Here is a 24,968-nt window from a genome sequence, read left to right as displayed (position 1 = left end):
GCCAGCTCACCAACCTGACAACCGTCCAGATTCGGAGGAACACAGTGTCAGACACCACCATCACCAACAGCGCTCAAGGTTCGTACCCGACGGCCCGCTCCGGTCGTCCCTCCAAGGTCGCCATCATTGGTGCCGGCGCGGTTGGTTCCACGCTCGCCTACGCCTGTGTCACCAAGGGCGTCGCCCGCGAGATCGTCCTGCAGGACATCGTCAAGGAGAAGGTCGAGGCGGAGGCTCTCGACATCGCCCAGGGCATTCAGTTCACCTCCGCCGGCGCCGTCTCCGGTTCGGACGACCCGGAGATCTGCCGTGACGCGGACGTCGTGGCCATCACCGCCGGTGCTAAGCAGAAGCCCGGCCAGTCCCGCCTCGAGCTCGCCGGCGCGACCGTCGGCATCATGGAGAAGATCCTGCCCAAGCTGGTCGAGGTTGCCCCCAATGCCATCTTCCTGCTGGTGGCCAACCCGGTCGACGTTGTCACCTACTGCTCCAAGAAGATCACCGGGCTGCCCGAGAACCAGATCTTCGGCTCCGGCACCGTGCTGGACACGGCGCGCATGCGCTACCTGGTCTCCCTTGAGACCGGCACCGCCACCCAGAACATCCACGGTTACATCGCCGGCGAGCACGGCGACTCCGAGGTGGCGCTGTGGTCCTCCACCGAGATCGGTGGCGTGCCGATCACCCAGTGGGGCAAGACCCTGGACGGCGGGGTGTTCGATCAGGAGAAGCGCGACCGCATCGCCCACGACGTGGTCCGTTCCGCCTACCGCATCATCGAGGGGAAGGGCGCGACCAACTACGCCGTCGGCCTGGCGGTTTCCCGCATCATCGGGGCCATCCTCAACGATGAGCAGCGCGTGCTCACCATCTCTCCGCTGCTGAACAACTGGCACGGCATCTCCGACGTGTGCATGGCGGTGCCGACCATCGTCGGCCGTGAGGGTGCCGGGCGCCGCCTGGAGCTGCCGCTCACCCTCGACGAGCGCGATCGGCTGACCGCCTCCGCCGAGCGCCTGCGCGAGGTGGCTCGCGGGCTCGGTTACTGAGTCCCCGTCGCGGCGGCCGTAGCGTCGTCTGCAAGCATGAAGGGGCCGGCCCCACGGGGGTCGGCCCCTTCTGCATGGCTTTACGCGGATCAAATCAGAACGACGTGCACGCGCACGTTTCCGCCTGGGTTTCCGCTCAGAGGGCCCGCAGGACGGTGACGACCTTGCCCATGATCGTGGCCTCGTCGCCCGGAATGGGGGCGTAATCGGAGTTGCGGGGAAGCAGCCACTGGTGTCCGTCCTTGCGGGAGAGCACCTTCACGGTGGCGGAGGCGCCGTCGACGTCCTCGACCATCGCTGCCACCACGTCGCCGTTGTCGGCATCCGGCTGGGCGCGCACGACCACCCAGTCGCCGTCGCAGATGGCCGCGTCGATCATGGAGTCGCCGTGGACCTCCAGCATGAACAGGTCGCCGTCGCCGGTCAGGCGGCGGGGCAGGGCCAGCACGTCCTCGACCTCCTGCTCGGCCAGGATCGGCGCGCCGGCCGCGATGCGTCCCACTAGCGGCACGGCCACGGCCTCCCCATCGGCTACGCCGGGCAGCACCGGCAGTGACGGCTCCAGGGCCGGGGTGGCGTGCGCAGGCGCGGAGGCGCCGGAGTCGGAGCCCGGCTCGACGGCGGGAGCCACGACCTCCAGAGCGCGCGGCCGGTTGGGGTCGCGCCGCACCAGGCCGAGGCGCTCGAGCTTGTCGAGCTGGTGCTTGACCGAGGAGGGACTGGTCAGGCCGACTCGGGCGCCGATCTCTCGCATGGAGGGCGGGTAGCCGTGGGCGGCGACCGCCTCGCATACCGACTCGTAGACGGCGCGGGCGCGCGCGTCCAGGGACTCCAGGGCCTCGGCGGTGGAGAGCGCGGAATCGGCGTCGCAAACGGGTGGCGCCGCGGCGGGGGCCGTGTCTGTGCCGCGGCGGCCCGTCCGGCGGGTGGTTGCGCTCATCGCCTGTCCCTCACTCCCCGGGCTGCCGGCGGCCCGGGGCCGGGTGCCGGTTAAGGAGCCCGAATTCATGTCGGTGGCCCGTGATGGCCTTGTCTCGTCAAGACTACGGCCGATCGTCCGGGCGATCAAACATGTGTTCGAAAACGCTCTGGACGTGTCGGACGTGAACCGGTAATCTATCGAACAGACGTTCGTCGAACGTGTGTTCTAGGAGGCTTCCATGAGTGCTCTCGCCGCCCCAGTGCCGCCGCGTCTCCGGCTGGTTTCTGCCGAGGATCACCACGGCTCGAGGCTGTTTGCGGTCGGCGCTGCCACCGACAGTGCCGCACGTTCCACCGAACCCGAAGGCGTCCCCGCGCCCCGTCCGCGGCTGCGTCTGGTCACCGGCGGCGTCGAGGCCGACCCCGAGGCGACGTCGGGGTCGCCTCGCGTCGCTGCGCCGCCGGAGGTGATGCGGCGTCCGGTTGCTCCGCGGCGTCGGCGGCAGTCCCTGGAGGAGCTGGCTCCCACTCACCCGGCCGTGCGCTCGCGCAGCCGTGCGCGGCTCGGGCGCGCGGCGTCGGCTCCGCAGGCGGATGCCCTACAGTCGCAGGCTCCGGCACCGGCTGCGCGGTCTCGCGCGACGTCGGCGCAGGTGCCGGCTCGGACCCGGGTGGTACCGGCTCCGGCCGGGCGTCGTGCAGTGCCGACTGCGGCGGTACAGCGCGGGGAGGAACGCCGGCCCGCGCAGCAGGTGGCCGCTAAGCGGTCGGCCGAGCGCGCGGCCCTGCCCGTGGCTGTACGTCGCCTGCTCGTCGTCGGCGCCCTGGTGCTGGCGGCGGTCCTGGTGGTGGCCGGCGGCATCGTCGTCTCCGGCTTCAGCACCGCCCCGGCGCAGACCACCACCGCCACCGTCCAGTCCGGCCAGTCCCTGTGGGATGTCGCCGTGGCCACCGGCGCCGGTGACGTCAACGAGGTCATGGCGCAGATCGTCGATCTCAACGGGCTGACCAGTTCCACCCTGCAGCCCGGACAGACGCTCATCGTCCCGGCCGGCTGAGCCGCTCCTGCACGTTCGACGGGCTCGCGCCCGGTAAAACGCTTGCGGATCCGCGCGCCGGAAGCATAACCTCCGAACCGTACGCACATTGCGGAGAACCGGAGGTGGTCGGCGTGCGCTGTCCTTTCTGCCAGCACAGTGGGTCGCGCGTAGTCGACTCACGCACGTCGGATGACGGCACTTCAATCCGCCGTCGCCGCCAGTGCACCAAATGCGGGCGGCGCTTCACCACGATCGAGGCGGCCAGCCTGTCGGTGCGCAAGCGCTCCGGCGCCACCGAGCCGTTCTCGCGTGACAAGGTGATCAACGGTGTGCGCCGCGCCTGCCAGGGCCGTCCGGTTTCCGACGACCAGCTGGCGTTGCTGGCCCACAGGGTTGAGGAGACGGTGCGCGGCAAGGGACACGCCATCGTCGACTCCCACGAGGTGGGGCTGGCGATCCTCGAGCCGCTGCGTGAACTCGACGAGGTCGCCTACCTGCGCTTCGCCTCCGTCTACTCCGACTTCAACTCCCTAGACGACTTCGAGGCCGCGATCGCCGACCTGCGCGCCTCCCACGCCTCCACTCCCGCCCCGGCCGCCGAGGTCGGCCCTGACAACCACTGAGGCCGAACGCCCTACCGGGCGTCGATCGCCTGCACGAGGCTCTCGACCAATCCGGGCCAGGTCCATTTCTCGACCATGAGGGCGCGTCCGGCTTCCCCCATGCGCGCGCGCAGTTCGGGGTCGGTCAACTGGCGCACCAGGGCGGACACAAGCGCATCCTCATCCCGGCCGTCGACGACGTTGCCGGTCACGCCCTCCGCAACCGTCTCGGGCGCCCCGCCGCTGGTCCCGGCGATCACCGGCCGGCCGGCGGCCGAGGCCTCAAGAAAGACGATTCCGAGCCCCTCGACATCGAGTCCGCCCCCGCGTGTGCGGCAGGGCATGGCAAAGACATCGCCCATGGCCACATGTCCGGGCAGCTCCTCATAGGGGACCTTGCCGGTCAGGATGATCGACTCGCGCACGGAGGAGGAGCGACGCAACAGGGCCAGTTTCTTCGCATAAGGCCCCCAACCGACGACGACGAGCCGGGCGTCCGGAACCTGCTCCACCACCCGCGGCCAGGCGGAGATCAACGCGTCCTGCCCCTTGCGGGCGACCAGTCGGGAAACGCACACGGCGGTGGGTGCCTCGCCCAACCGGTACCGGGCGCGCAGCGCGGCGCGCGCCTCGGGGTCCGGGTGGAAGCGGTCGACGTCGATGCCGCTGGGCAGGCGCAGCACCTCCTGATCCGCGGGCATATGCGGTCGCAGCTCGCCGAGCGTGTAGTCGGATATGTAGGTGATGACGTCGGCGTCGCGGAAGATGCGGCGCAGGGCCTGGCGGGCCCCGAGCACCATGCCCCAGCCGACCTCGTGCCCGTGGGTGGTGGCGATGACCCGGGTGGCACCGGCCTCCTTGGCGGCGCGGCCCAGCAGGCCGAGCGGGGCGGCGGCTCCGAACCAGACGGTCTCGATGTCGCGCTCACGGATGAGCTGTTGCATGCGCCGGCGCACGTCCGGAGTCGGCAGCAGCACGTGGGTGGGCATGCGCACGACGTCGAAGGCGGCTTCGTGGTCGAAGGCCGCGGCGGCGTCGGGGCCTTCGGGCGGGGTGGAAGCCAGAACGGTCAGGTCCGCGGCGGGCAGGCGCCGGGTGTAGTCGTCCAGGTAGGACTGGATGCCGCCGACGACGGGCGGGAAGTCATTGGTGACGAGCAGGGTCCGACGCATGGGGCGAGTGTACGGGTGAGCGGGGGAGAGGTTCAGCCCTCGTCGTTGTTGCGCAGAACCTCCGACAGGCGGCGCGCGGCGGCGGCCACCACCGGGCCGTGCACGCGCCCGGGCTGACGGCCCATGCGTTCGATCGGCCCCGAGATGGATACGGCCGCTACCACCTTGCCGCTGGCACCGCGCACCGGCGCCGACACACTGGCCACCCCCGGCTCGCGCTCGCCGACGGACTGGGCCCATCCGCGCCGCCTAACCGCGGACAGCATGGTGGCGTTGAAGCGGGCGCCCACCAGGCCGCGGTGCAGCCGGTCGGGCTCCTCCCAGGCCAGCAGCACCTGCGCGCCGGAGCCGCCCTGCATGGACATGGTTGCCCCCACCGGAATCGAGTCGCGCAGCCCGATGGGACGCTCGGCGTTGGCCACGCACACGCGCACGTCCCCCTGGCGCCGGTACAGCTGTGCGGACTCGTGCGTCTTGTCCCGCAGGGCCGCCAGCACCGGGCCGGCGGCGGCCAGCAGGTGGTCCTCCCCGGCGGCGGAGGCGAGCTCGTTCAGGCGCGGCCCCAGAATGAACCGGCCCTGGGCGTCGCGAGCCAGCAGGCGGTGGAACTCCAGTGCCACGGCGATGCGATGCGCCGTCGGGCGGGCGAGGTGGGTGGTGGTGACCAGCTGCGCCAGCGTGGCCGGGCCCGCCTCGAGGGCGCTCATGACCAGCGCGGCCTTGTCGATGACGCCAACCCCGCTGCCGCTTTCGATGTCACCCAGAGTGTCCATAATCTGATACTGCCATTCCGAGTGGTGAGACTTCAAGTAGCGTGGAGTCAGAAAAACGGCCCGGAGTTTGCCGGTTCCGCAAATGCGGGCGGCTCCGGGCCGAACGGCCCCTTTAGGAAAGGAAGTGCAGCGATGGGAATGACCCTGGCACAGAAGGTGTGGCGCGACCACGTCGTCGCCCCCGGCACCGACGGAGCCCCGGATCTGCTCTACATTGACCTGCACCTCGTCCACGAGGTCACCAGCCCGCAGGCCTTCGAGGGACTGCGCCTGGCCGGCCGCAAGGTCCGCCGCCCCGACCTGACCCTGGCCACCGAGGACCACAACACCCCCACCCTCGACATCGACCTGCCCATCGCGGACGTCACCTCCCGCACCCAGATCGAGACCCTGCGCGCCAACTGCGCCGAGTTCGGGGTGCGCCTGCACTCCCTCGGCGATGCCGACCAGGGCATCGTCCACGCCGTCGGCCCGCAGCTGGGCCTGACCCAGCCGGGCATGACCGTCGTATGCGGCGACTCCCACACCTCCACCCACGGCGCCTTCGGGGCGCTCGCCTTCGGCATCGGCACCAGCCAGGTCGAGCACGTGCTGGCCACCCAGACCCTGCCCGTGGCCCCCTTCAAGACCATGAGCGTGCTCATCGACGGCGACCTGCCCGCAGGCAGCGGCGCCAAGGACATCATCCTGGCCATCATCGCCAAGATCGGCACCAATGGCGCCCAGGGGCACGTCATCGAGTACCGCGGCCGCGCCATCGAGCAGCTGTCGATGGAGGCCCGCATGACCATCTGCAACATGAGCATCGAGGCCGGCGCCCGCGCCGGCATGATCGCCCCCGACGAGACCACCTTCGCCTACCTGGAGGGTCGCCCGCACGCCCCCCAGGGCGAGGACTGGGATGACGCCGTCGCCTACTGGCGCTCGCTGCGCACCGACGACGACGCCGTCTTCGACACCGAGGTCGTCCTGCAGGCCGCCGACATCGAGCCCTACGTCACCTGGGGCACCAACCCGGGACAGGGCCTGCCCATCTCCGGCGCCGTCCCCAACCCCGAGGACATCGCGGACGAGACCGGCCGCCGCGCCGCCGAGCGCGCCCTGGAGTACATGGATCTCAAGCCCGGCACCCCGCTGCGCGACATCAAGGTCGACACCGTCTTCCTGGGTTCGTGCACCAACGGTCGCATCGAGGACCTGCGCGCCGCCGCCGCCGTCATCAAGGGCCGCACCAAGGCGCCCGGCCTGCGCATGCTGGTGGTGCCGGCCTCCGCCCGTATTCGGTTGCAGGCCGAGGCCGAGGGCCTGGATCAGGTGTTCAAGGACTTCGGCGCCGAGTGGCGCAACGCCGGCTGCTCCATGTGCCTGGGCATGAACCCCGACCAGCTCTCGCCCGGGGAGCGCTCCGCCTCCACCTCCAACCGCAACTTCGAGGGCCGCCAGGGCAAGGGCGGGCGCACCCACCTGGTCTCGCCCGTCGTCGCCGCCGCCACCGCCGTGCGCGGCACCCTGTCCACCCCCGCGGACCTGCCGGTGCTCGCCGCCTGAGTCGCCCGCGCCGTCCGCCGCCAGTCCGAGAAGGAAGCCACCCATGGAGAAGTTCATCCGCCACACCGGCATCGGCGCCCCGCTGCGCCGCAGCGCCGTCGACACCGACCAGATCATCCCCGCCGTCTACCTCAAGCGCATCACCCGCACCGGCTTCGAGGACGCCCTGTTCGCCTCCTGGCGGGCGAATGAGGCCGACTTCATCCTCAACCAGGACGCCTACAAGCACGCCAGCGTGCTGGTGGCCGGCCCCGACTTCGGCACCGGCTCCTCCCGCGAGCACGCGGTGTGGGCGCTGAAGGACTACGGCTTCAAGGTGGTGCTCGCCCCCCGCTTCGCCGACATCTTCCGCGGCAACGCCGGCAAGCAGGGGCTGGTGGCCGGTGTCATCAGCCAGGAGGATGCCGAGCAGCTGTGGAAGATCCTGGAGACCGAGCCCGGCACCGAGATCACCGTGGACCTGGAGCAGCGCACCGTCGAGGCGGGCTCCTTCCGCACCGTCTTCCAGATCGACGACTACGTGCGCTGGACTCTCATGGAAGGCCTGGACGACATCTCGCTGACCCTCACCCACGAGGACGCCATCAGCGCCTATGAGGACGCCCGGCCCGCCTACAAGCCGCGGACCCTGCCCGCCCGCCACGAGCCGCCCGCCACGGTCGTGCCCGCCCACTCCGCGGACATGCCCCGCCCCTGACTTCTCGGACGACGCTGGGCCCGCCTGCCGCCTCCCGCGGCGGAGCGGCCCCGTCGTCGCCGCCCCGGCCCGCTGGGAACCGGGCCGTCGGCCGGGCTCGCGCCCGTCGTCGTCGGGCCGCATACGGTCCGCCACACCGGTGAGTTGAAGGACACGTCACCGTTCGCTGTGAGCGGGCCGCGGCATCTTCCGTTCCTGCCGGGTCCGCCTATGCTGAGGTCACCCGCGTCCGGCGCGGGTGACGCCGTATCCCCGCGGCGCCCGATCTTCACGCGAACACTCGGAGGTACGCATGGTCGACGGTCTGCTTCAGGTCGAGGGCGGGCGCCCGCTCAGCGGTGAAATCACCGTCCGGGGCGCCAAGAACCTCGTCCCCAAGGCGATGGTCGCCGCCCTCCTGGGCACCACGCCGTCGGTGCTGCACAACGTGCCGCTCATCCGCGACGTCGACGTCGTCTCCGGGCTGCTGTCCCTGCACGGGGTGAGCGTCGACTACGACCAGGCCGAGGGCATCCTGCGCCTGGACCCCTCCAGCGTCGAGAGCGCCCACATGGCCGACATCGACGCCCACGCCGGCTCCTCCCGCATCCCGATCCTGTTCTGCGGGCCGCTGCTGCACCGACTCGGTGAGGCCTTCATCCCCGACCTGGGCGGCTGCCGCATCGGTGACCGCCCCATCGACTTCCACCTGGACATCCTGCGCGGCTTCGGCGCGATCGTGGACAAGCAGCCCCAGGGCATCCGTCTGACCGCCCCCGATGGGCTGCACGGCACCGTCATCGAGCTGCCCTACCCCTCCGTTGGCGCCACCGAGCAGACGCTGCTCACGGCCGTGCGCGCCGAGGGCCTGACGGAGCTGCGTGGCGCCGCCGTCGAGCCGGAGATCATGGACTTGGTGGACGTGCTGCAGAAGATGGGCGCCATCATCTCCGTGGACACCGACCGCACGATCCACGTCGAGGGCGTGGACGAGCTGGTCGGTTACAACCACCGCGCCCTGCCCGACCGCATCGAGACCGCCTCCTGGGCTGCGGCCGCCCTGGCCACCCACGGCGACGTGTTCGTCCACGGCGCCCGCCAGAGCGACATGACCACCTTCCTGAACATCTTCCGCAAGGTCGGTGGCGCCTTCGACGTGCGCGACGACGGCATCCGCTTCTACCACCCGGGCGGCGACCTGAAGAGCATCGTGGTGGAGACCAACGTTCACCCCGGCTTCATGACCGACTGGCAGCAGCCGCTCGTCGTCGCCCTGACCCAGGCGGAGGGGCTGTCCATCGTGCACGAGACCGTGTACGAGAACCGCTTCGGCTTCACCGGCGCCCTGCGCAAGATGGGCGCCACCATCCAGGTGTACCGCGAGTGCCTGGGCGGCACCGCCTGCCGCTTCGGACAGCGCAACTTCTACCACTCCGCCGTCATCTCCGGGCCCACCCCCCTGCACGGGGCCGACATCGTGGTGCCCGACCTGCGCGGTGGTTTCTCCCACCTGATCGCCGCACTCGCCGCGGAGGGCACCAGCCGCGTGGAGGGCGTGAATCTCATCGACCGCGGGTACGAGCACTTCATGAGCAAGCTCACCGCGCTCGACGCCAACGTCACCCGCCTGGCCTGACCCGGTCCGGCGCCGGTCGCCCCGCGGCGCCGGTCGCCCCGCGGCGCCGGAGCGTCCCGGCGGGCCGCCCGCGGACCCGCGCCCGGGTCGGCCCGCGGTCATTTCGCGCCCGCGGCGCACGCCAGTGGGTAGAGTGCCGATGTGGCGACCACACGACGCATGACCCCGTTCTACCGGTTCGCGGCCAGGGGGGCGATCATTCCGTTCCTCAAGGCGGTCTCCAAGCAGCATGTGACCGGCGTGGAGAACATTCCCCGCGAGGGCGGCTTCATCGCCGTCGCCAACCACCTGTCCAACCTGGACCCGCTCACCGCCATGCGCGCGCTCGTGGATGCGGACGTGCCCATCTACTCGCTGGCAAAGTCCCAGCTGTTCGAAATCCCCATCCTCGGCCACGTCTTCAGCGCCGGTGGTCAGATCCCCGTCTACCGCGGCTCCACCCACGCCGGCGATTCCCTGGTGGAGGCCGAGCGGCGTCTGCGCGCGGGCGACCCGATCATGATCTTCCCCGAGGGCACGCTGTCCCGCGACCCGCTGCAGTGGCCCATGACCGGCAAGACCGGCGCCGCCCGCCTGGCCATGCGCACCGGCGCGCCCCTGCTGCCCATCGGCCAGTGGGGCGCCCAGAACGTGCTGGGCGCCTACGGCAGCGGTTTCCGCCCCTTCCCCCGCAAGGACGTGGACGTCCTGATCGGGAAGCCCTTCGACCTGGCCGAATTCGGCACGGACACCTCCGATCACGCTGTCGTGCGCGCCGCCACCGCCGAGATCATGCGGCACATCACGGAGCTGGTGGAGCAACTGCGCGGCGAGAAGGCGCCCCGCCCCTTCGACATGAAGTACGACGGCGATCCGGGCAAGGGCAACATCGGCGTGCGTCGGCCCGACCCGCCGGCGCCGTCGGAGTACGAGCACCCCTCCGGGCCGGGCACGCCGCCCGACAACCCGGGTGACGACGAGCCCGAAACCGCCCCGGAGCAGCAGTCATGAGCCCGGCAGTCGTCGGCAAGGCCGCCGTCATCGGCGCCGGTGCCTGGGGCACCACCTTCGCTCGCCTGCTCGCCCAGGCCGGCACCCCCGCCGTCATCTGGGCGCGCCGCCCGGAGATCGCCGCCGAGATCAACGCCGGCACCAACAACCGCTACCTGCCCGGCATCACCCTGCCCGAGACCGTCACCGCCACCACGGACATCCGGGAGGCCGTCGCCGGGGCGGGGCTCGTCGTCGTGGTGGTGCCCGCCCAGACCGCACGCGGCGTGCTCGCCCCGCTGCGCGGCGCCCTCGACGACGACGCCATCGTCGTCTCCCTGATGAAGGGGGTGGAGGCCGGCACGGGCTTGCGCATGAGTCAGGTCATCGCCGAGGCGCTCGACCTGCCCGCCCGGCGCATCGCCGTGGTCTCCGGCCCGAACCTGGCCGATGAGATCGCCGCCGGCCAGCCCACCGCCACCGTAGTGGCGGCGCAGGACGAGGCGGTGGCCGCGCGCGTGGCCGCCCTGTGCGCGACCGGCACCTTCCGTCCCTACACCAACACCGATGTGCTCGGTGTGGAGCTGTGCGGCGCGGTCAAGAACGTGATCGCCCTGGCGGTCGGCATCACCGCCGGACGCGGCTTCGGGGACAACTCCAAGGCCACCATCATCACCCGCGGACTGGTGGAGATCACCCGGCTGGGGCTGGCGCTTGGGGCGAACCCCGAGACCTTCGCCGGGCTGGCCGGCATGGGTGACCTGGTGGCCACCTGCTCCTCGCCACTGTCCCGCAACCAGACCTTCGGACGGCGCCTGGGTGAGGGCATGAGCGTGGCGGAGGCCGCCGCCGCCTCGCGTGGTGTCGCCGAGGGCGCCAAGTCCGCGCGCGCCGTGCTCGACCTGGCCGCCGCGCACGGAGTGGACATGCCCATCACCGCGGGGGTGGTCGCCGTCGTCGAGGGGACCGCCACCGTGGAGGAGATCAACGACGCCCTGCTGTCCCGGCCCCGCAAGGCCGAGGGCGTTAACGCCGCGCCGTTGACCTGAGCCGCCCGCACCCTCCCCTCCGCCGAGACCGGCGCCAGTGACGCACTCAGGCCGGTAGGTGCCGCGCAGCCTTGTCAGCAACGTGCCTGAGGGGAGGTTGTGGCTCCTGAGGTGGCATGCGATGCCTGACGGTTCGGCACCAACGCCGACGGTTCGTACTTTCCGGTCGGCGGTTCGTACCTCCTTACGACGGTTCGGCACCTACGGGTACGAACCGTCACAAGAAGGTACGAATCGCTGACCAGAACATACGAACCCTGATGCGAAGGTACGAACCGTCGTCGTAACGCACGAACCGTCGTTCGCCGCGAACCGGGGGAGTGGCGTCTGAACACGCTCGTGCGATATGCCCTCATTGCCGACCACGAGCCGGCCGATCGGGCCTCGCTGTTGCGGCACCTCGGCGACGCGACGGAGCCGCCGTCAGTCGTCGTTGGCGTCATCGTCGGCGACGTCGATCACCAGACGGGTGGGGTTGGTCAGCGTGAAGATCCGGAACTTCTGAGAGTCAGTGCCGAGCACCACCTGGAACTGGGCCTCGAAGGCGAGATCCAGGTAGGCCTCCTCAATGCCCCCGTCGTCGTCGCGCCCGACGGCATCGAAGTCGAAGCGCACTGGCTCGGTGTAGGCCACGGCCTGCTGCTCCTCGCTGATCGGCATGGTCACGCCGGTGCCGATGACTACCAGGGTGAAGTCGCCATCCACGGTGATGGGGTCGCCCTTGCCCTGGGTGTGGGCCTGGTCGGTCCACTGTGCCGACCAGCCCGGCGTGCCTTCACCGGAGAACTCGACCACGAAGCGGGAGTAGTCCTCATCGTCGTGGGAGCCGATGCGCACGTCGGAGATGACCAGTGCCGAGTCGTCGGACGCCGCCTGGCCGTCGGCGCCGGTGCCCCAGGCGGGCGCCCCGGACGGGTTGGTCTCCTCCTGGGTGAGCGAGCCGGTACTGGTGGGTGCCTGCGAGGCATCGGAAGACTCCGGTGCCGAGGCGTCATCGGTGGACGCGGCGGAGGCAGTGCTGTCGGCCGACTCGGCGGATGTGGCCGGCGCAGACGCCTCCTCGGATGCGGCGCCGCCGCCGGAGCCCGAGCCGCAGGCGCCCAGTGTGAGCGTGCCGGTCAGCAGCAGGGCCAGGGCGGGGACGAGTGTGCGGGGGAGTGGGCTTGGGCGTGTCATGACGGCTCCTGACCTTGAGTGAACCACGCGTGTGACGTCAATCATACGGGGGAGGGGCTGGTGGTGCATAGGAACAGATACTTCGGTACTGGCCGACGGCGCGCCCGACGCCGAGCGGTGACTTGATACTCGATCCGCCCGGGTAGCGGTAGCGTTGCCACCATGTCGGCCCCTCATGCCTCAAACGCAGTAAGCACCGGCGCAAGCACGGATTCCAGCCTCTTCGCCTCGTCGGCCCCGGCCGCATCAACGCAGGCCCCGGCCGCCACGCGGCCGCACAAGCCCAGGGTCGCTGTCGTCTTCGGGGGCCGCAGCGGCGAGCACACCATTTCCTGTGCCACCGCCGCCGGCGTGTTGGACGCCATTGACCGGGACCGCTACGACGTCGTGCCCATCGGCATCACCCGCCAGGGCCAGTGGGTACTCGTGGACGACGATCCCGACGCCCTGCGCCTGGACGACGCCCGCCCGCCGGTGGAAATCACCACCGACGGGCTCGGTCGCGGCGAACTGGCCATGCGGTTGGGGGGCGGGAATCTGACCGCGATCACCCCCGCCGGCCCCGAGGTTCTCGGCACCGTCGACGTGGTTCTGCCGCTGCTGCACGGGCCCTACGGCGAGGACGGCACCATCCAAGGGATGCTGGAGATGCTGGGCCTGCCCTACGTAGGCTGCGGCGTGCTCGCCTCCGCCGCCGGCATGGACAAGCAGGTCACCAAGGTGCTGCTGCAGGCCGCCGGCATTCCCACCGCCCCGCATGTGCTCGTCGAGCCGCACCGTTGGCGCCGTGACAAGGCCGCCATCCTCGCCCAGTGCGCCGACCTGGCCCGCCCCCTGTTCGTCAAGCCCGCCCGCGCCGGCTCCTCCCTGGGCATCAGCCGGGTCGAGGATCTTTCCGACCTGGACGCGGCCATTGAGGCTGCCCGCGAGGTGGATCCGAAGGTGCTGGTCGAGTCCGGCGTCGTCGGCCGCGAGATCGAGGTGGCGGTGCTCGCCGGACACGGCGACGCCGCCCCCCGCGTGGCCGAGCCCGGCGAGATCGTCATGGACGCCGCAAACGGCGCCGGCGAGTTCTACGACTACGAGACCAAGTACCTGGCCCACGACGCCGTCGCCATGGTCTGCCCCGCCCACATCGCCCCGGCCGAACGCGAACTGCTCATGCGCCGGGCCGCAGAGGCCTTCATCGCCATCGGCGGGGAGGGCCTGACCCGCGTCGACTTCTTCCTCACCCCGGACGGCGAGGCGATCGTCAACGAGGTCAACACCATGCCCGGCTTCACGCCCTTCTCCATGTACCCCTACATGTGGCAGGTATCCGGGCTGGCCTACCGCGACCTGGTCACCGAGCTGATCGAGCTGGCGCTCGAGCGCCCCAGAGATGTCAACCGCTGAGGCCGACGACGCCGGGGCGCCCCCGGCGGGCCGCGGCGCCGAAACCGTCGATTCCTATGGTGCTGCCGCCGTCGACTCCGTTGCCGGTGGTGGTCCCGCAACCACCGTCGCCGACCTGGGGGAGGAGGCGCTGCTGGCCGCCTTCACCCCGCTGCTGCCGCAGGCGGCCCGCGTGCTGGTGCCCAGTGGGGACGACAGCGCCGTGGTCGCCGCCCCGGACGGGCGCTACTGCGTGAGTACCGACGTGCTCGTCCAGGGCGAGCACTTCCGCACCGACTGGTCCACCGCCCGCGACGTCGGGGCCCGCGCCGCCGCCCAGAACCTCGCCGACATCGCCGCCATGGGGGCGCGCCCGACGGCGCTGGTGGTCAGCCTGGTGCTGCCGCGCACCACCTCGGTCGCCTGGGTGCAGGACCTGGCTCGCGGCTTCGCCGACGCATGTGCGGGCACGGACGCGGGCGTGGTCGGCGGTGATCTGAGTGTCGGGGACCGGGTGGTCATCGCCGTCACCGTCCACGGCGACCTGGATGGCCGCCGCCCGGTGCGGCGCTCGGGCGCGCGTCCCGGCGACATCGTCGTCCACTGCGGCACGCTGGGACGCTCGGCGGCCGGGCTCGCACTGCTGCAGGCCGGTCTGGATGGCCGCTCGGACGGGTGGGATGACGCCGTCGCTGGCGCCCACGCCGGTGCGCGGGGCGACGCGGGCGGAGACGGTGTGACGATCAACAACGACGGTGCCGCGGCCGCCGCGCAATGCCTGCGCATCTACCGGGCGCCGGAGCCTCCCCTGGCGGCTGGACCCGCGCTCGCCGACGCCGGAGCCACCGCCATGATGGACGTCTCCGACGGGCTGCTGCGCGACGCGGACCGGATCGCCCGGGCCAGCGGCGTCGTCGTCGAGATCGCCGACCCGGACGGCGACCCGGAGGCCGGGCTGACGCATGACCTCGCCGCGTTGGCGCCGGTCGCCGGCTTGCTTCGCCCCGACGCCGTGGCCGCGCGTGACCTGGCGCGGGCCTGGGTGTTGACCGGGGGAGAGGACCACGGCCTGCTGGCCACGCTGCCGCCGTCGGCGGTCGAACGGCTGCCGGAGGGGTCCCGCGTGATCGGAGCCGTGCGCGCCAGGCGCGTGGGCGAGCCGGCGGCCGTACTGATCGGCGGGCGCGTACCCGAGCGTCTCGGCTGGGACCACTTCCACGCCTAGACGACTGGTCTCGGCGAGGGGAGGGCGGGGAAAGAGAAAGGCCGCCGTCCGCGGGTGCGGGACGGCGGCCTTGAGTGCCCTGCAGGCGGGCGTGACGCGCTCAGATGTTGCGCGTCACCTTGCCGGCCTTGAGGCAGGACGTGCACACGTTGAGGCGCTTGGGGGTGCCGTTCACGAGAGCACGTACACGCTGAATGTTCGGGTTCCACCGGCGGCTGGTCCGCACATGGGAGTGCGAGACGCTCTTGCCGAAGACGGGGCCCTTGCCGCAGACGTCGCACACAGCAGCCACGGTTCCACTCCTGAATCTTCTTGGTGTAAGCGCGCGGGCCTTTTGCCCGGCGCCGGGTCTACCGCCCGGCGACACGGGTCGCGGGCAACCCCAGCACCTTATCGGAAACGGCCCGCCACCCCAAGTGGAGCGGGTATGGGCTCGCGCACACGCCGCACCGTCCGCGACAGCACAAAACCCCGTAAACCACTAGTCTGAGGTTAAGTTCGCAGTCGCCGGTGCGCCAGCCCCGGCGGGCGGCCCGCCGACGCGATTCGGCATCGCGTGAGCACAGGCAACGAGCACAGGAAGGGAGCGGCGTGGCAGATCGCACAGACGCCCCCGGCGTCCCCGTCATCACCGCCCCGCTGCTGCACGCCTGGCTGAATGCGGCCCGGGCGGTCGCCGAGTCCACCCGCGAGCTGGTCAACTTCCTCAACGTCTTCCCGGTCCCCGACGCCGACACCGGCACCAACGTCCTGCTTACCGTCCGCTCCGCCTGCGACGCCCTGGCTCTCCTCCCTCCCGGCGCGGACCTCGCCCAGACCGCCCGTGCCGCCGCCGACGGGGCCGTCCGCGGCGCCCGCGGCAACTCCGGACTGCTCATCTCCCAGGTGTTGGCCGCCCTGGCGGACGTGTGCGCCGAGGCTCCCGACCCCACGGCGCTGCGGCCGGTCGAACTGGTCCACGCCTACGAGCGGATCGCCACCACCACCTGGGCCGCCGTCTCCCGGCCGGTTGCGGGCACCCTGCTCACCGTCGCCCAGGACGCCGCCACCGGCGCGCGCACCGCCTTCGAGGAATCCACCGCCTCCGCACCGCCGAGTGTCTCCACCGTCGCCGCCTCCGCCGCCTTCGGCGCCCAGGAGTCCGTGGTGGAGACCGCGGGGCTGGGCCATGGCGCCGTCGACGCCGGCGGGGCCGCCCTCATGCTCATGTACACCAGCCTGTCCGACACCATCGACGCCGGTCATGCAGACGCCGCCCCGGGGGCACTGCCCGCCTCCCCGAGCGTGACCGCCACGTCGATGCCGTCCACCCTGCCCTGCACGGACGTCGCGCGGCAGATGCTCGACGATCTGGTCGCCGCCGCCACCCACGGCGCCGGCGCGCGCGAGAACGCCGGCCCCTTCTCCACCGGTGAGTTCGAGGTCATGTACCTGCTGGAGGCCACCGCCGCCCAGGCCGCCGCCCTGCGCCGCGATCTGGAGGCGATCGGCGACTCCGTGGGTGTGGTCGGCACCCCCGACGCGCTCGGCGTGGGCATGTTCCAGGTCCACGTCCACACCGACACCCCGCGCGCCGCCCTGCCCCGCAGCGGCCGCGCCCGCCAGGTATGCATCCACCATCTGCACCCGACGGCGCTCGCGCTCGCCCCCGCATGGGAGGCCGACGAGCCGCCGCTGCCCACCTCCGCCCCCGCCGACGGCCGCGTCGTCTCCTTTGAACGCCTCGCCGCCCGCCGCGCCCAGCACGACTCGCAGGCCGCCCCCGCGGCCGCCGGCAACGGCTCGCACGCCGCCGCGAACTCCGCCCCCCGCCGCGTCGGCGTCATCGCCTGCACCCGCGCTCCCGGCCTGATCGAGCAGTTCGCCCGCACCGGCGCCGTCGTGGTGCTGGACCCCGAACGCGACGGCATCGTCCGCGCCGCCGGCGACCTCGGCGCCGCCCAGGCCGTCGTCCTGCCCTGTGACCCACAGGCCGCCGCCAGCGCCCACGCGGCCGCCCGCTTCCTCGCCGCCCGTTCCGCCGTCTCCTCCGTGCGCGGCGCCGGGACCGGCGAGGCCGCGCGCACCATCCCCGAGGGGGTACGCCTGCTCGTATGCGACACCGATGACGAGGCCGGCGTCCTGGCGGCCGCCGTCGCCGTGGCCGGGCAGGGCGAGCACGCCGAACTCGGCGAGCTGGCCACCCGGGCGGGCAGTGTCGCCGCGGCCGTGCGCACCACCGCGCTGACCGGCCCGGACGCCGAAACCGACGCCGTCGCCGCCGCCCTGACCGCCGCGCTGCGCCCCGACGACGAACTCGTCACCGTCATCCTCGGCCGCGACGCCCTGCCCGACGTCGGCGCCGTCGCGGCCGCCACCGTCGCCCGCTACGCCGAGCAGCAACTCGACAGCCCCGACGCCATCGAGGTCGTCATTCACGCGGGCGCCCAGCCGACCCCCGACGTCCTGCTCGCCATCGGGTGAGCCCCCATGACCACCCCCAGTAGTGCCCGCCGCCCGCGCGGAGCCGTGCCCCTACTCGACCGGCCCCTGGACCGGCTGATCGGCAAGACGACCGCCACCCAGCTCGCCAAGCAGGGCATCACCACCCCACGCGGGCTGCTACGCCTGTTCCCGCGCCGCTACGACACCTGGGGGGACCTGACCGACCTGCGCACCCTCAAGGATCGTGAGCAGGCCACCATCCAGGCGCAGGTGGTGCGCGCCGCCGCCCGCCGTACCCGCTCCGGCCGGCCACCGGCCCTGATGGAGGCGACCGTCACCGACGGGGTGACCACCATGGGCCTGGTGATGTTCGGCAATCCCGGCCAGATGCACCACCACGCCGAACAGCTTGCCCCCGGCACCACCGTGCTGCTGTACGGCAAGGTCGGGCTGCGCCACGGCCGCCTGCAGCTGGCCAGCACCCGCTTCCAGGTCCTCGACGAACTCGACGACGCCGAGCGCGAGGCGCTGCTGGCCCGCCCCATGCCCATTTATCCGGGCACCGAGTCCCTGCCCTCCTGGCTGGTGGGGCGAGCCGTGCGCACCATCCTGGACCAGATCGGCCCCGCGGACGTCCCCGAGCCGCTGCCAGAGCCGGTGCGCACCACCGAGCACCTGGTGGACGCCTACACCGCCTACCGGTGGGTACACACCCCCGAGGACGCCACCCAGTGGCGTGAGGCCCGCCGTCGCCTGCGTCACGAGGAGGCCTTCGTGCTGCAGGCCGCCCTGGTGCAGCGGCGTGTCCAGCACGCCGCCGAGCACACCGCCGTCGCCTGGCCCATCCCCGGCGAGGAGTCCCTCCTGGCGGACCTGGACGCCGCCCTGCCGTACCCCCTCACCGCCGGGCAGGTGCGCGTGGGCGGCCAGATCGCCGACGCGCTGAACTCCACCGTCCCCATGCAGCTGCTGCTCCAAGGCGACGTCGGCTCCGGCAAGACCCTGGTCGCCCTGCGCGCCATGCTGCAGGTGGTCGATGCCGGTGGACAGGCCGCCCTGCTCGCGCCCACCGAGATCCTGGCGGCCCAGCACCGCGCCTCACTGGAGGCCCTGCTGGGTCCGCTCGCGCACGCGGGCATGCTCGGCGGCGCCCAGCGCGCCACCCGCGTGCGGCTGCTGACCGGCTCCACCCCGCCCGCGCAGCGCCGCCAACTGCTGGCCGACCTGGCCGCCGGGGAGCCGACCATCGTGGTGGGCACCCACGCCCTGCTGTCCCAGACCGTGCAGATCCCCTTCCTCGGGCTGGTCGTGGTGGACGAGCAACACCGCTTCGGCGTCGCCCAGCGCGACGCTCTGCGCGAGCGCGGTGGCGTCACCGACCCGGCCACCGGCGCCCAGCGCACCCCACACCTGCTGGTCATGACCGCCACCCCCATCCCGCGCACCATTGCCATGACCATCTTCGGGGACCTGGACACGGCCGTGCTCGACGAGCTGCCCGGCGGTCGCCGCCCGGTCGCCACCAGCCTGGTGCCCTGGGCGCGCGAGCCCTGGGTGGAGCGCATCTGGAAGCGCGCCGCCGAGGAGGTGGCCGCCGGCGGACGCGTGTACGTGGTATGCCCGCGCATTGACGCCGATGACGCCGCCGGAGCCGATCAGGAGGAGCCGGAGCTGCCGGGCGCGCTCCTCGACGAGGGCGGGGAACTGCCCCAGGAGGCGGCCCCGACCCGGCCGCCGGCCGCCGTCGTCGACTGGGCGCAGCAGCTGGCCGCCGAGCCGGCGCTCGCGGGCGTGGGGGTCGGCACCCTGACCGGCCGGATGAGCGCCGCGGAGAAGGACGCCGCCATGGTGGACTTCATCTCCGGGCGCACCCCCGTGCTGGTGTGCACCACCGTGGTGGAGGTGGGCGTGGACGTGCCGTCCGCCTCCATGATGGTGATCCTGGACGCCGACCGCTTCGGCCTGTCCCAGCTGCATCAGCTGCGCGGACGCGTCGGGCGCGGTGAGCGGGAGTCGGTGTGCGTGGCGGTGACCGGCGTGGAGGTCGGGTCGCCCGCCTACCACCGGCTCAAGGCCTTCGGGGATATCAGCGACGGCTTTAAACTGGCGGAGGCCGACCTGGAACTGCGCAGCGAGGGCAATGTGCTCGGCGCCGCCCAGTCGGGTCGGCGCAGCGACCTGGATCTGCTGCGCGTGAGCCGTGACGGCGCGCTCATCGCCCGGGCGCGGAAGCAGGCGGAGACGGTCATTGCCGCCGACCCGACCCTGGCCGAGCACCGGGACCTGGCCGCCGCCATCGCCGACCGTCTGGATGAGGAGGCCGGCGCCTACCTGGAGCGGTCATGACGCGTCGGGCGCGCACCGATGCGGGTCGGGCGGGCCGGATCCGCCAGGCCCACGGCTCGGGAGGGCCGATTCAGTGCGCGGCGGGTTCTGCGTCGGCCGCAGCGCCGTCGTTGGAGGGCGCGCCGTCGTCGGGCTCGGCGAACCAGAGCGTGGTCTCCCCGTACTTGCGCGTGGAGAACCGGCGCAGGCCCGCGGGCCAGGACGGCTCGGGGGAGCGCGAAGAGCGCTCGACCACGACCACCGCGCCCGGCGCCATCCACGGGTCTTGGCGGCGGGGGAGCGGGGCCAGCATGGCCGCCAGTGTGGTCTCGTCGACGTCGTAGGGCGGATCGAGCATGACCAGGTCCACGGGCGCACCCGCCGGCCCGGCCAGGAAGGCTTCCACCTTCGCGGTGGCGCTGCGCACCCCGCGCAGACCGAGGGCGCGAATGTTGGCATCGCACACGCGGGTGGCGCGGCGGGAGGCGTCCACCAGGGTCACGTCGGTGGCGCCGCGGCTGGCCGCCTCCAGACCGAGTGCGCCCGAGCCCGCGCACAGGTCCAGCACGCGCGCGTCGGCGATGACGCCGTAGTGCTCGAGCCGGCCGAACAGGGCTTCACGCACCCGCTCGGAGGTGGGGCGGGTGCCGGCCGCGGGCACGTCGATCCGGCGCCCGCCGGCGCTCCCGGCCACGATCCTGGTCATGGGACGAGCCTACAGGGGCGAGGAATGTCCATCGGTGACCACTTTGGCGGAAAGGAGTGGTTAGTATCTAGAAGAAACTTCCTCAAACCCTTGCAACTACGCCAACGTCGATTCGGACAATACGCGGGTGAAGGTCAAAGTGGTCACCGATGGACACTTCTCCGCTGAAATTTGGCTGGCGAACACGGTCTTCCACTCCTGGGCCGAGGAACTGGACTGCTGGGCGGCCTCAGGTGAGTGGTGGGTGCCCCGGCCGCACTGGACCTCGTTGGCGGCCGGTAGGTGGCCTGAAGGACGTCGTGGCATGTTGCCTCCAGCAGTGGCAGGTACTCTTCTGATTCCAGTCCGTGCGTTAGTGCGTAGAAGCCGGCTTGGCGGCCATCGGTACTCCGTCGATCTGATGTGGTTGAGGTTGCGGGACTCCGCATCCAGAATCAGCACCAACAGACCTGCCGTGCCAAGACAAGTCCCGACAGTCGTTGGAATCACGCGGTTGTGCTGTCGGGCCGGAGCGCCGACTCCGGCGTTTGTGCCGATTCCGGACATGCGTCGAATCGGCCCTGTCTGAATGGTGACGACCGACCTCGAAGCGTTACTGGTGCCCGCCTCGACGAGGGGCGGCGGGCAGCTACGCCACTGCATGACGCTGCCAGTAGGCTTGGCGCTACGCCAGGGAGCAACGAGTGACCGGCGGCGCGGCACCGCGGCCGCCAGCCGAGGTCGGGAGGGACACACACATGCCGAATACGTCAGCGACCACTGCCGGGGCGTCAGGAGCGCAATCAGATGCTGTGTCGGACTCACGGCCGGATGGAGCGCCTCGCGGCCCACTGCCCGGCCCCAACCCCGCGCAGAGTCGGCAGTCAAGCAGTACGCGCGAACCCTCCTACGAGTGGCTGCTCCCCACCGCGCCCGGACCCGGCCGTGGGCGCCACCTGCCACCGCGCGCCTGGGTCGCCCCCGAAAACACCAGCGCCCCCAGCCTGAGCCTGAACGGCACCTGGGCCTTCCGCCTGCATCCGCAGGCGCACCCAGAAGGGCTTGATGAGTGCGGCGAACCCATTGCCCCGGTCTTCGACACCGCCGACGCCTCCCTCGGCCCCTGGGGCGAGATCGACCTGCCCGCCCACTGGGTGCTCACCGGCGACGGCCGGCGCGGCCTGCCCTGGTACACCAACGTCCAGTACCCGATCCCCGTAGACCCGCCGTACGTGCCCGACGAGAACCCCACCGCGGACCACGTGCGCACCTTCACCCTCCCGACCGACTGGCCGCTGGACCAGGCCGGCGCCCGCCAGGTGCTGCGCCTGGACGGGGTGGAGTCCTTCGCCTCCGTGTGGGTCAACGGCACCTGGATCGGCACCACCCAGGGCTCGCGCCTGCCCTCCGAGTTGGACGTGACCGGCCTGCTGCGAGTGGGGGAGAACACCGTGGCCGTGCGCGTGTCCCAGTGGTCGCCCGGCACCTACGTGGAGGACCAGGACCAGTGGTGGCTGCCCGGCATCTTCCGTGACATCACCCTGCTGCAGCGGCCCGCCGGCCGGATCGACGACGTGTTCGCCCGCACCGACTACGACCCCGCCACCGGCGCGGGCGCCCTCGAGGTCGACCTGGACGCGCCGGCCGCCGCCTTCCCAGTGCGGGTCGAACTGCCCGAACTGGGCCTGAGCGCCGAGCTGGCCGGCCCCGGCACGGCCCGCCTGGCCGCGCCCGCGGTCGAGCCCTGGAGTGCCGAGGTGCCGCGCTTGTACGAACTCGTGGTCACCGCCAGGGAGGAGACCGTGCGCCTGCGCACCGGCTTCCGCCGCCTGGAGGTCGTCGACGGTCAGGTGCGCGTCAACGGCACCCGCCTGATCATCGCCGGCGTCAACCGTCACGAGGTCAACGCCCACCGCGGCCGCGTATTCGACGCGGACTGGGCCCGCGCCGACCTGGCCGCCATGAAGGCCCACAACGTCAATGCCATCCGCACCTCCCACTACCCACCCCACCCGCGCCTGTTGGACCTGGCCGACGAGATCGGCCTGTGGGTCATGGACGAGTGCGACCTGGAGACCCACGGCTTCGAGGCCCACGGCTGGCGGGGCAACCCCACCGAGGACCCCGCCTGGCGCGACGCCCTGGTGGATCGTGCCCGCCGCATGGTCGAGCGCGACAAGAACCACCCGGCGATCCTCTTCTGGTCCCTGGGCAACGAGTCCGGCACCGGCCGCAACCTGGCCGCCATGAGCCAGTGGATCAAGCACCGCGACCCCGGCCGCCTGATCCACTATGAGGCCGACTTCGCCGGCGCCTACACCGACGTCCACTCACGCATGTACCCGACCCTGGAGGAGGTCGAGGCCGTCGTCGGGCGCGGCGCGGAAGCCACCGCCGTCGACGGCGCTGCCGCTACCACTCCCGTCAGCACGCCGGTGGCGGTGGCCGGGCACGCCGCCGCCCGGCTCACCCCCGCCCAGAACGCGCATGTGCGCACCCTGCCGTTCATCATGTGCGAGTACCTGCACGCCATGGGCACCGGCCCCGGCGGCATCGAGGACTACACCGCGCAGGTCGAGCCCGATCCCCGCCACCTGGGCGGATTCGTCTGGGAGTGGCGCGACCATGCCCTGGTCGACCCCCGCCCCGAGGCGGCCGGCGCCCTGCGCTACGGCGGCGACTTCGGCGAGAGCGTTCACGACGGCAACTTCGTGTGCGACGGGCTCGTCTCCGCCGACACCACCCCCAGCGCCGGCACCACCGCCTGGGCCAACGCGGTCGCCCCGGTCCTGGCCACCTGGGTCGGCGACGCCGCGAGCCCCTGCCGGGGCAACGGCACGGTGCGGGTGCGCAACCGCTTCCACACGCGCACCACCGCCGGACTCACGCTCGCCTGGCAGGTGACTCTGGAAGCCTCCACCGCCGACGGCGATACGGCCACCGCCGGGACCGACCCCGCCGCAGCCGCTGGCGCCGCTACCTCGCCTGGGATCACGCGCCTGGGTGCCGCCGACTCCGGCGAGTACCCGCTGCCCGAGCTCGCCGCGGGGGAGGAGAGCCTGCTCGACGTGCCTGGACTGGCCGACGCCGTCGCCCGCGCCCGCGCCGCCGGCCGCGCCGTCCACGTGCTCACCGCCGTGCTGGACCCGCTCATCCCCGGACTGGCCGACGCCGGCCCCCGCCAGATCAACCCGGCCGACGGCGCCCCGCTGCTGCCCCAGGTCGCCTGCGCCGACGCCTCCGGGCGCCGGGTCATGTCCACCCGGGAGGTGGCGGCTGCGGCCCCATGGGTTATGCCCACTCCGACCGGGCCGGCACTCGGGAATGCGCCTGCGGGCGGCCACGCCGAGGCCGCGAGCGCCCCGGGCCGGGAAACGGCCACTCACGGCGAGGCACCGGTGCGCGTGCGCGGCGGCATCCAACTGGGTCCCGCCCGGCTGGACGAGCGGGGCCGGATCGTCGACCTGGGCGGGATCGGCGTCGTCGGCCCGCTGACCACGATCTGGCGTGCCCCCACCGACAACGACGAGGGGCACGGGCCCATCGACTACTGGCACGTGCCCCCGAGCCGCGCCAACCTCGGTGCGGGTGCCGGACGTCCCGGCCCCTCCGCGGCCGACCGCTGGCGCGAGGCCCGCCTGCACCTGATGAGCGAGCGCCATGTGGCCACCGCCGTCACGGGTGATGCCGTCGTGGTGCGCACCCACTGCGGCGCGCCGGAGATGGCCTGGGCGCTGGAGACCACCACCACGCTGACCGCCGAAGCCGGTGGACTGCGGCTGCGCACCGAGATCATCCCCACCGGGGACCTGCCCGCCGTCCTGCCCCGGCTGGGTGTACGGCTGGGACTGCCCGCGGGGTTGACCCGTGCGGTCTGGGCCGGCACCGGCCCCGCCCCCGCCTACGCGGACCTGTCCGGGGCCATGCGTCACGGCGTCTTCACCGGCGACGTGCCCGCGCTGTGGCAGCAGCCGGTCCGGCCCCAGGAGGGCGGTACCCGCCCCGGCCTGCGCCGGCTGCACCTCGACGGCGACGCCGGCCGTCTGAGCGTCGTGATCCCGCCCGCGGTCCCGGCGGCCTTCTCACTGAGCCCATGGAGCCTGGAGAATCTCACCGCCGCCGAGCACGTGGAGGAACTGCGCCCGGACACCCGCCTGTGGCTGCACCTGGACGCCCTGCACCACGGCATCGGCACGCGCTCCTGCGGCCCGGACGTGCGCCCGGAGGCCGCCGCCGCACCCCGGCCGGTCGTCGTGGAGGCCTGGCTGGGCGTGCAGCCCGCCTGATGTCGGTTCCCGGTCGCCGGCCGAGCGCTGCGGCGTCC

Annotated in this window: 19 protein-coding genes; 13 read left to right on the top strand and 6 right to left on the bottom strand. The window is 72.2% G+C overall.

Translation table 11 applies throughout. From position 1 onward, the window contains the following. The first annotated feature begins 59 nt into the window (after window positions 1–59). Entirely contained in the window at window positions 60–1,049 is a 990-nt protein-coding gene (locus tag ACGLYG10_RS01470; protein WP_395994421.1) for an L-lactate dehydrogenase, read from the top strand. Between the two features lie 136 nt (window positions 1,050–1,185). Here ACGLYG10_RS01470 and lexA read toward each other — a convergent pair whose 3' ends face one another. Beyond that, on the bottom strand, window positions 1,186–1,989 hold the full coding sequence (gene lexA, locus ACGLYG10_RS01465; protein ID WP_073327282.1) for a transcriptional repressor LexA: 804 nt from the start codon (window positions 1,987–1,989) through the stop codon (window positions 1,186–1,188). Window positions 1,990–2,209: 220 nt separating this feature from the next. Between lexA and ACGLYG10_RS15495 the strand changes: the two genes are divergently transcribed. Together ACGLYG10_RS15495 and nrdR are read left to right on the top strand one after the other, a co-directional pair. Beyond that, window positions 2,210–3,028 carry a LysM peptidoglycan-binding domain-containing protein gene (locus ACGLYG10_RS15495; protein WP_083565290.1) on the top strand — a complete coding sequence of 273 codons (819 nt, stop codon included), beginning with the start codon at window positions 2,210–2,212 and terminating at the stop codon, window positions 3,026–3,028. Window positions 3,029–3,141: 113 nt separating this feature from the next. Continuing rightward, entirely contained in the window at window positions 3,142–3,633 is a 492-nt protein-coding gene (gene nrdR / locus ACGLYG10_RS01455) for a transcriptional regulator NrdR (protein WP_073327807.1), read from the top strand. A gap of 11 nt (window positions 3,634–3,644) precedes the next feature. On the opposite strand, the gene ACGLYG10_RS01450 is transcribed toward nrdR, so the two are convergent. Together ACGLYG10_RS01450 and ACGLYG10_RS01445 are read right to left on the bottom strand one after the other, a co-directional pair. Beyond that, entirely contained in the window at window positions 3,645–4,784 is a 1,140-nt protein-coding gene (locus tag ACGLYG10_RS01450) for a glycosyltransferase family 4 protein (RefSeq protein ID WP_073327280.1), read from the bottom strand. A gap of 32 nt (window positions 4,785–4,816) precedes the next feature. Then, window positions 4,817–5,557 carry an IclR family transcriptional regulator gene (locus tag ACGLYG10_RS01445; protein WP_073327279.1) on the bottom strand — a complete coding sequence of 247 codons (741 nt, stop codon included), beginning with the start codon at window positions 5,555–5,557 and terminating at the stop codon, window positions 4,817–4,819. Between the two features lie 132 nt (window positions 5,558–5,689). On the opposite strand from ACGLYG10_RS01445, the gene leuC reads away from it, so the two are divergent. From leuC to ACGLYG10_RS01420, 5 genes are all read left to right on the top strand, one after another. Next, window positions 5,690–7,105, top strand: coding sequence for a 3-isopropylmalate dehydratase large subunit (gene leuC, locus ACGLYG10_RS01440; protein WP_073327277.1), 1,416 nt, complete (start codon window positions 5,690–5,692; stop codon window positions 7,103–7,105). Window positions 7,106–7,148: 43 nt separating this feature from the next. Further along, window positions 7,149–7,802, top strand: a complete 654-nt coding sequence (gene leuD, locus ACGLYG10_RS01435) for a 3-isopropylmalate dehydratase small subunit (RefSeq protein ID WP_073327276.1) — start codon at window positions 7,149–7,151, stop codon at window positions 7,800–7,802. A 292-nt stretch (window positions 7,803–8,094) separates the two neighbouring features. After that, window positions 8,095–9,417 (top strand): UDP-N-acetylglucosamine 1-carboxyvinyltransferase, encoded by a 1,323-nt coding sequence (gene murA, locus ACGLYG10_RS01430; RefSeq protein ID WP_073327274.1) that lies wholly within the window; start codon window positions 8,095–8,097, stop codon window positions 9,415–9,417. A 159-nt stretch (window positions 9,418–9,576) separates the two neighbouring features. Then, on the top strand, window positions 9,577–10,407 hold the full coding sequence (locus ACGLYG10_RS01425; RefSeq protein ID WP_073327273.1) for a lysophospholipid acyltransferase family protein: 831 nt from the start codon (window positions 9,577–9,579) through the stop codon (window positions 10,405–10,407). Beyond that, on the top strand, window positions 10,404–11,435 hold the full coding sequence (locus tag ACGLYG10_RS01420; protein ID WP_073327271.1) for an NAD(P)H-dependent glycerol-3-phosphate dehydrogenase: 1,032 nt from the start codon (window positions 10,404–10,406) through the stop codon (window positions 11,433–11,435). The genes ACGLYG10_RS01425 and ACGLYG10_RS01420 overlap by 4 nt, the downstream gene beginning before the upstream one ends. 423 nt (window positions 11,436–11,858) lie before the next feature. Here ACGLYG10_RS01420 and ACGLYG10_RS01415 read toward each other — a convergent pair whose 3' ends face one another. After that, on the bottom strand, window positions 11,859–12,611 hold the full coding sequence (locus ACGLYG10_RS01415; protein ID WP_073327269.1) for an AMIN-like domain-containing (lipo)protein: 753 nt from the start codon (window positions 12,609–12,611) through the stop codon (window positions 11,859–11,861). A gap of 162 nt (window positions 12,612–12,773) precedes the next feature. Between ACGLYG10_RS01415 and ACGLYG10_RS01410 the strand changes: the two genes are divergently transcribed. Continuing rightward, window positions 12,774–14,006, top strand: coding sequence for a D-alanine--D-alanine ligase family protein (locus ACGLYG10_RS01410; RefSeq protein WP_083565289.1), 1,233 nt, complete (start codon window positions 12,774–12,776; stop codon window positions 14,004–14,006). Beyond that, window positions 13,993–15,210 (top strand): thiamine-phosphate kinase, encoded by a 1,218-nt coding sequence (locus ACGLYG10_RS01405; protein ID WP_073327268.1) that lies wholly within the window; start codon window positions 13,993–13,995, stop codon window positions 15,208–15,210. Before ACGLYG10_RS01410 ends, ACGLYG10_RS01405 begins: the two co-directional genes overlap by 14 nt. Window positions 15,211–15,310: 100 nt before the next feature. On the opposite strand, the gene rpmB is transcribed toward ACGLYG10_RS01405, so the two are convergent. Next, complete coding sequence (gene rpmB, locus ACGLYG10_RS01400) at window positions 15,311–15,502, bottom strand: 50S ribosomal protein L28 (protein WP_073327266.1); 192 nt, start codon at window positions 15,500–15,502, stop codon at window positions 15,311–15,313. A 299-nt stretch (window positions 15,503–15,801) separates the two neighbouring features. Between rpmB and ACGLYG10_RS01395 the strand changes: the two genes are divergently transcribed. Next, complete coding sequence (locus ACGLYG10_RS01395; RefSeq protein ID WP_073327265.1) at window positions 15,802–17,673, top strand: DAK2 domain-containing protein; 1,872 nt, start codon at window positions 15,802–15,804, stop codon at window positions 17,671–17,673. Between the two features lie 66 nt (window positions 17,674–17,739). After that, a complete protein-coding gene (locus tag ACGLYG10_RS01390) occupies window positions 17,740–19,980 on the top strand; it encodes an ATP-dependent DNA helicase RecG (RefSeq protein WP_073327805.1) in 2,241 nt (746 codons plus the stop codon). A gap of 70 nt (window positions 19,981–20,050) precedes the next feature. On the opposite strand, the gene rsmD is transcribed toward ACGLYG10_RS01390, so the two are convergent. Beyond that, entirely contained in the window at window positions 20,051–20,665 is a 615-nt protein-coding gene (rsmD, locus tag ACGLYG10_RS01385; protein WP_073327263.1) for a 16S rRNA (guanine(966)-N(2))-methyltransferase RsmD, read from the bottom strand. Window positions 20,666–21,456: 791 nt separating this feature from the next. On the opposite strand from rsmD, the gene ACGLYG10_RS01380 reads away from it, so the two are divergent. Beyond that, window positions 21,457–24,930: a glycoside hydrolase family 2 TIM barrel-domain containing protein gene (locus ACGLYG10_RS01380; RefSeq protein ID WP_170866425.1), complete on the top strand. Its 3,474-nt coding sequence runs from the start codon at window positions 21,457–21,459 to the stop codon at window positions 24,928–24,930. Window positions 24,931–24,968: the final 38 nt, after the last annotated feature.

It is taken from the genome of Actinomyces glycerinitolerans (assembly GCF_900098745.1).
GTDB classification, from domain to species: Bacteria; Actinomycetota; Actinomycetes; order Actinomycetales; family Actinomycetaceae; genus Actinomyces; species Actinomyces glycerinitolerans.
This window is presented reverse-complemented; position numbering and strand designations above follow the sequence as displayed.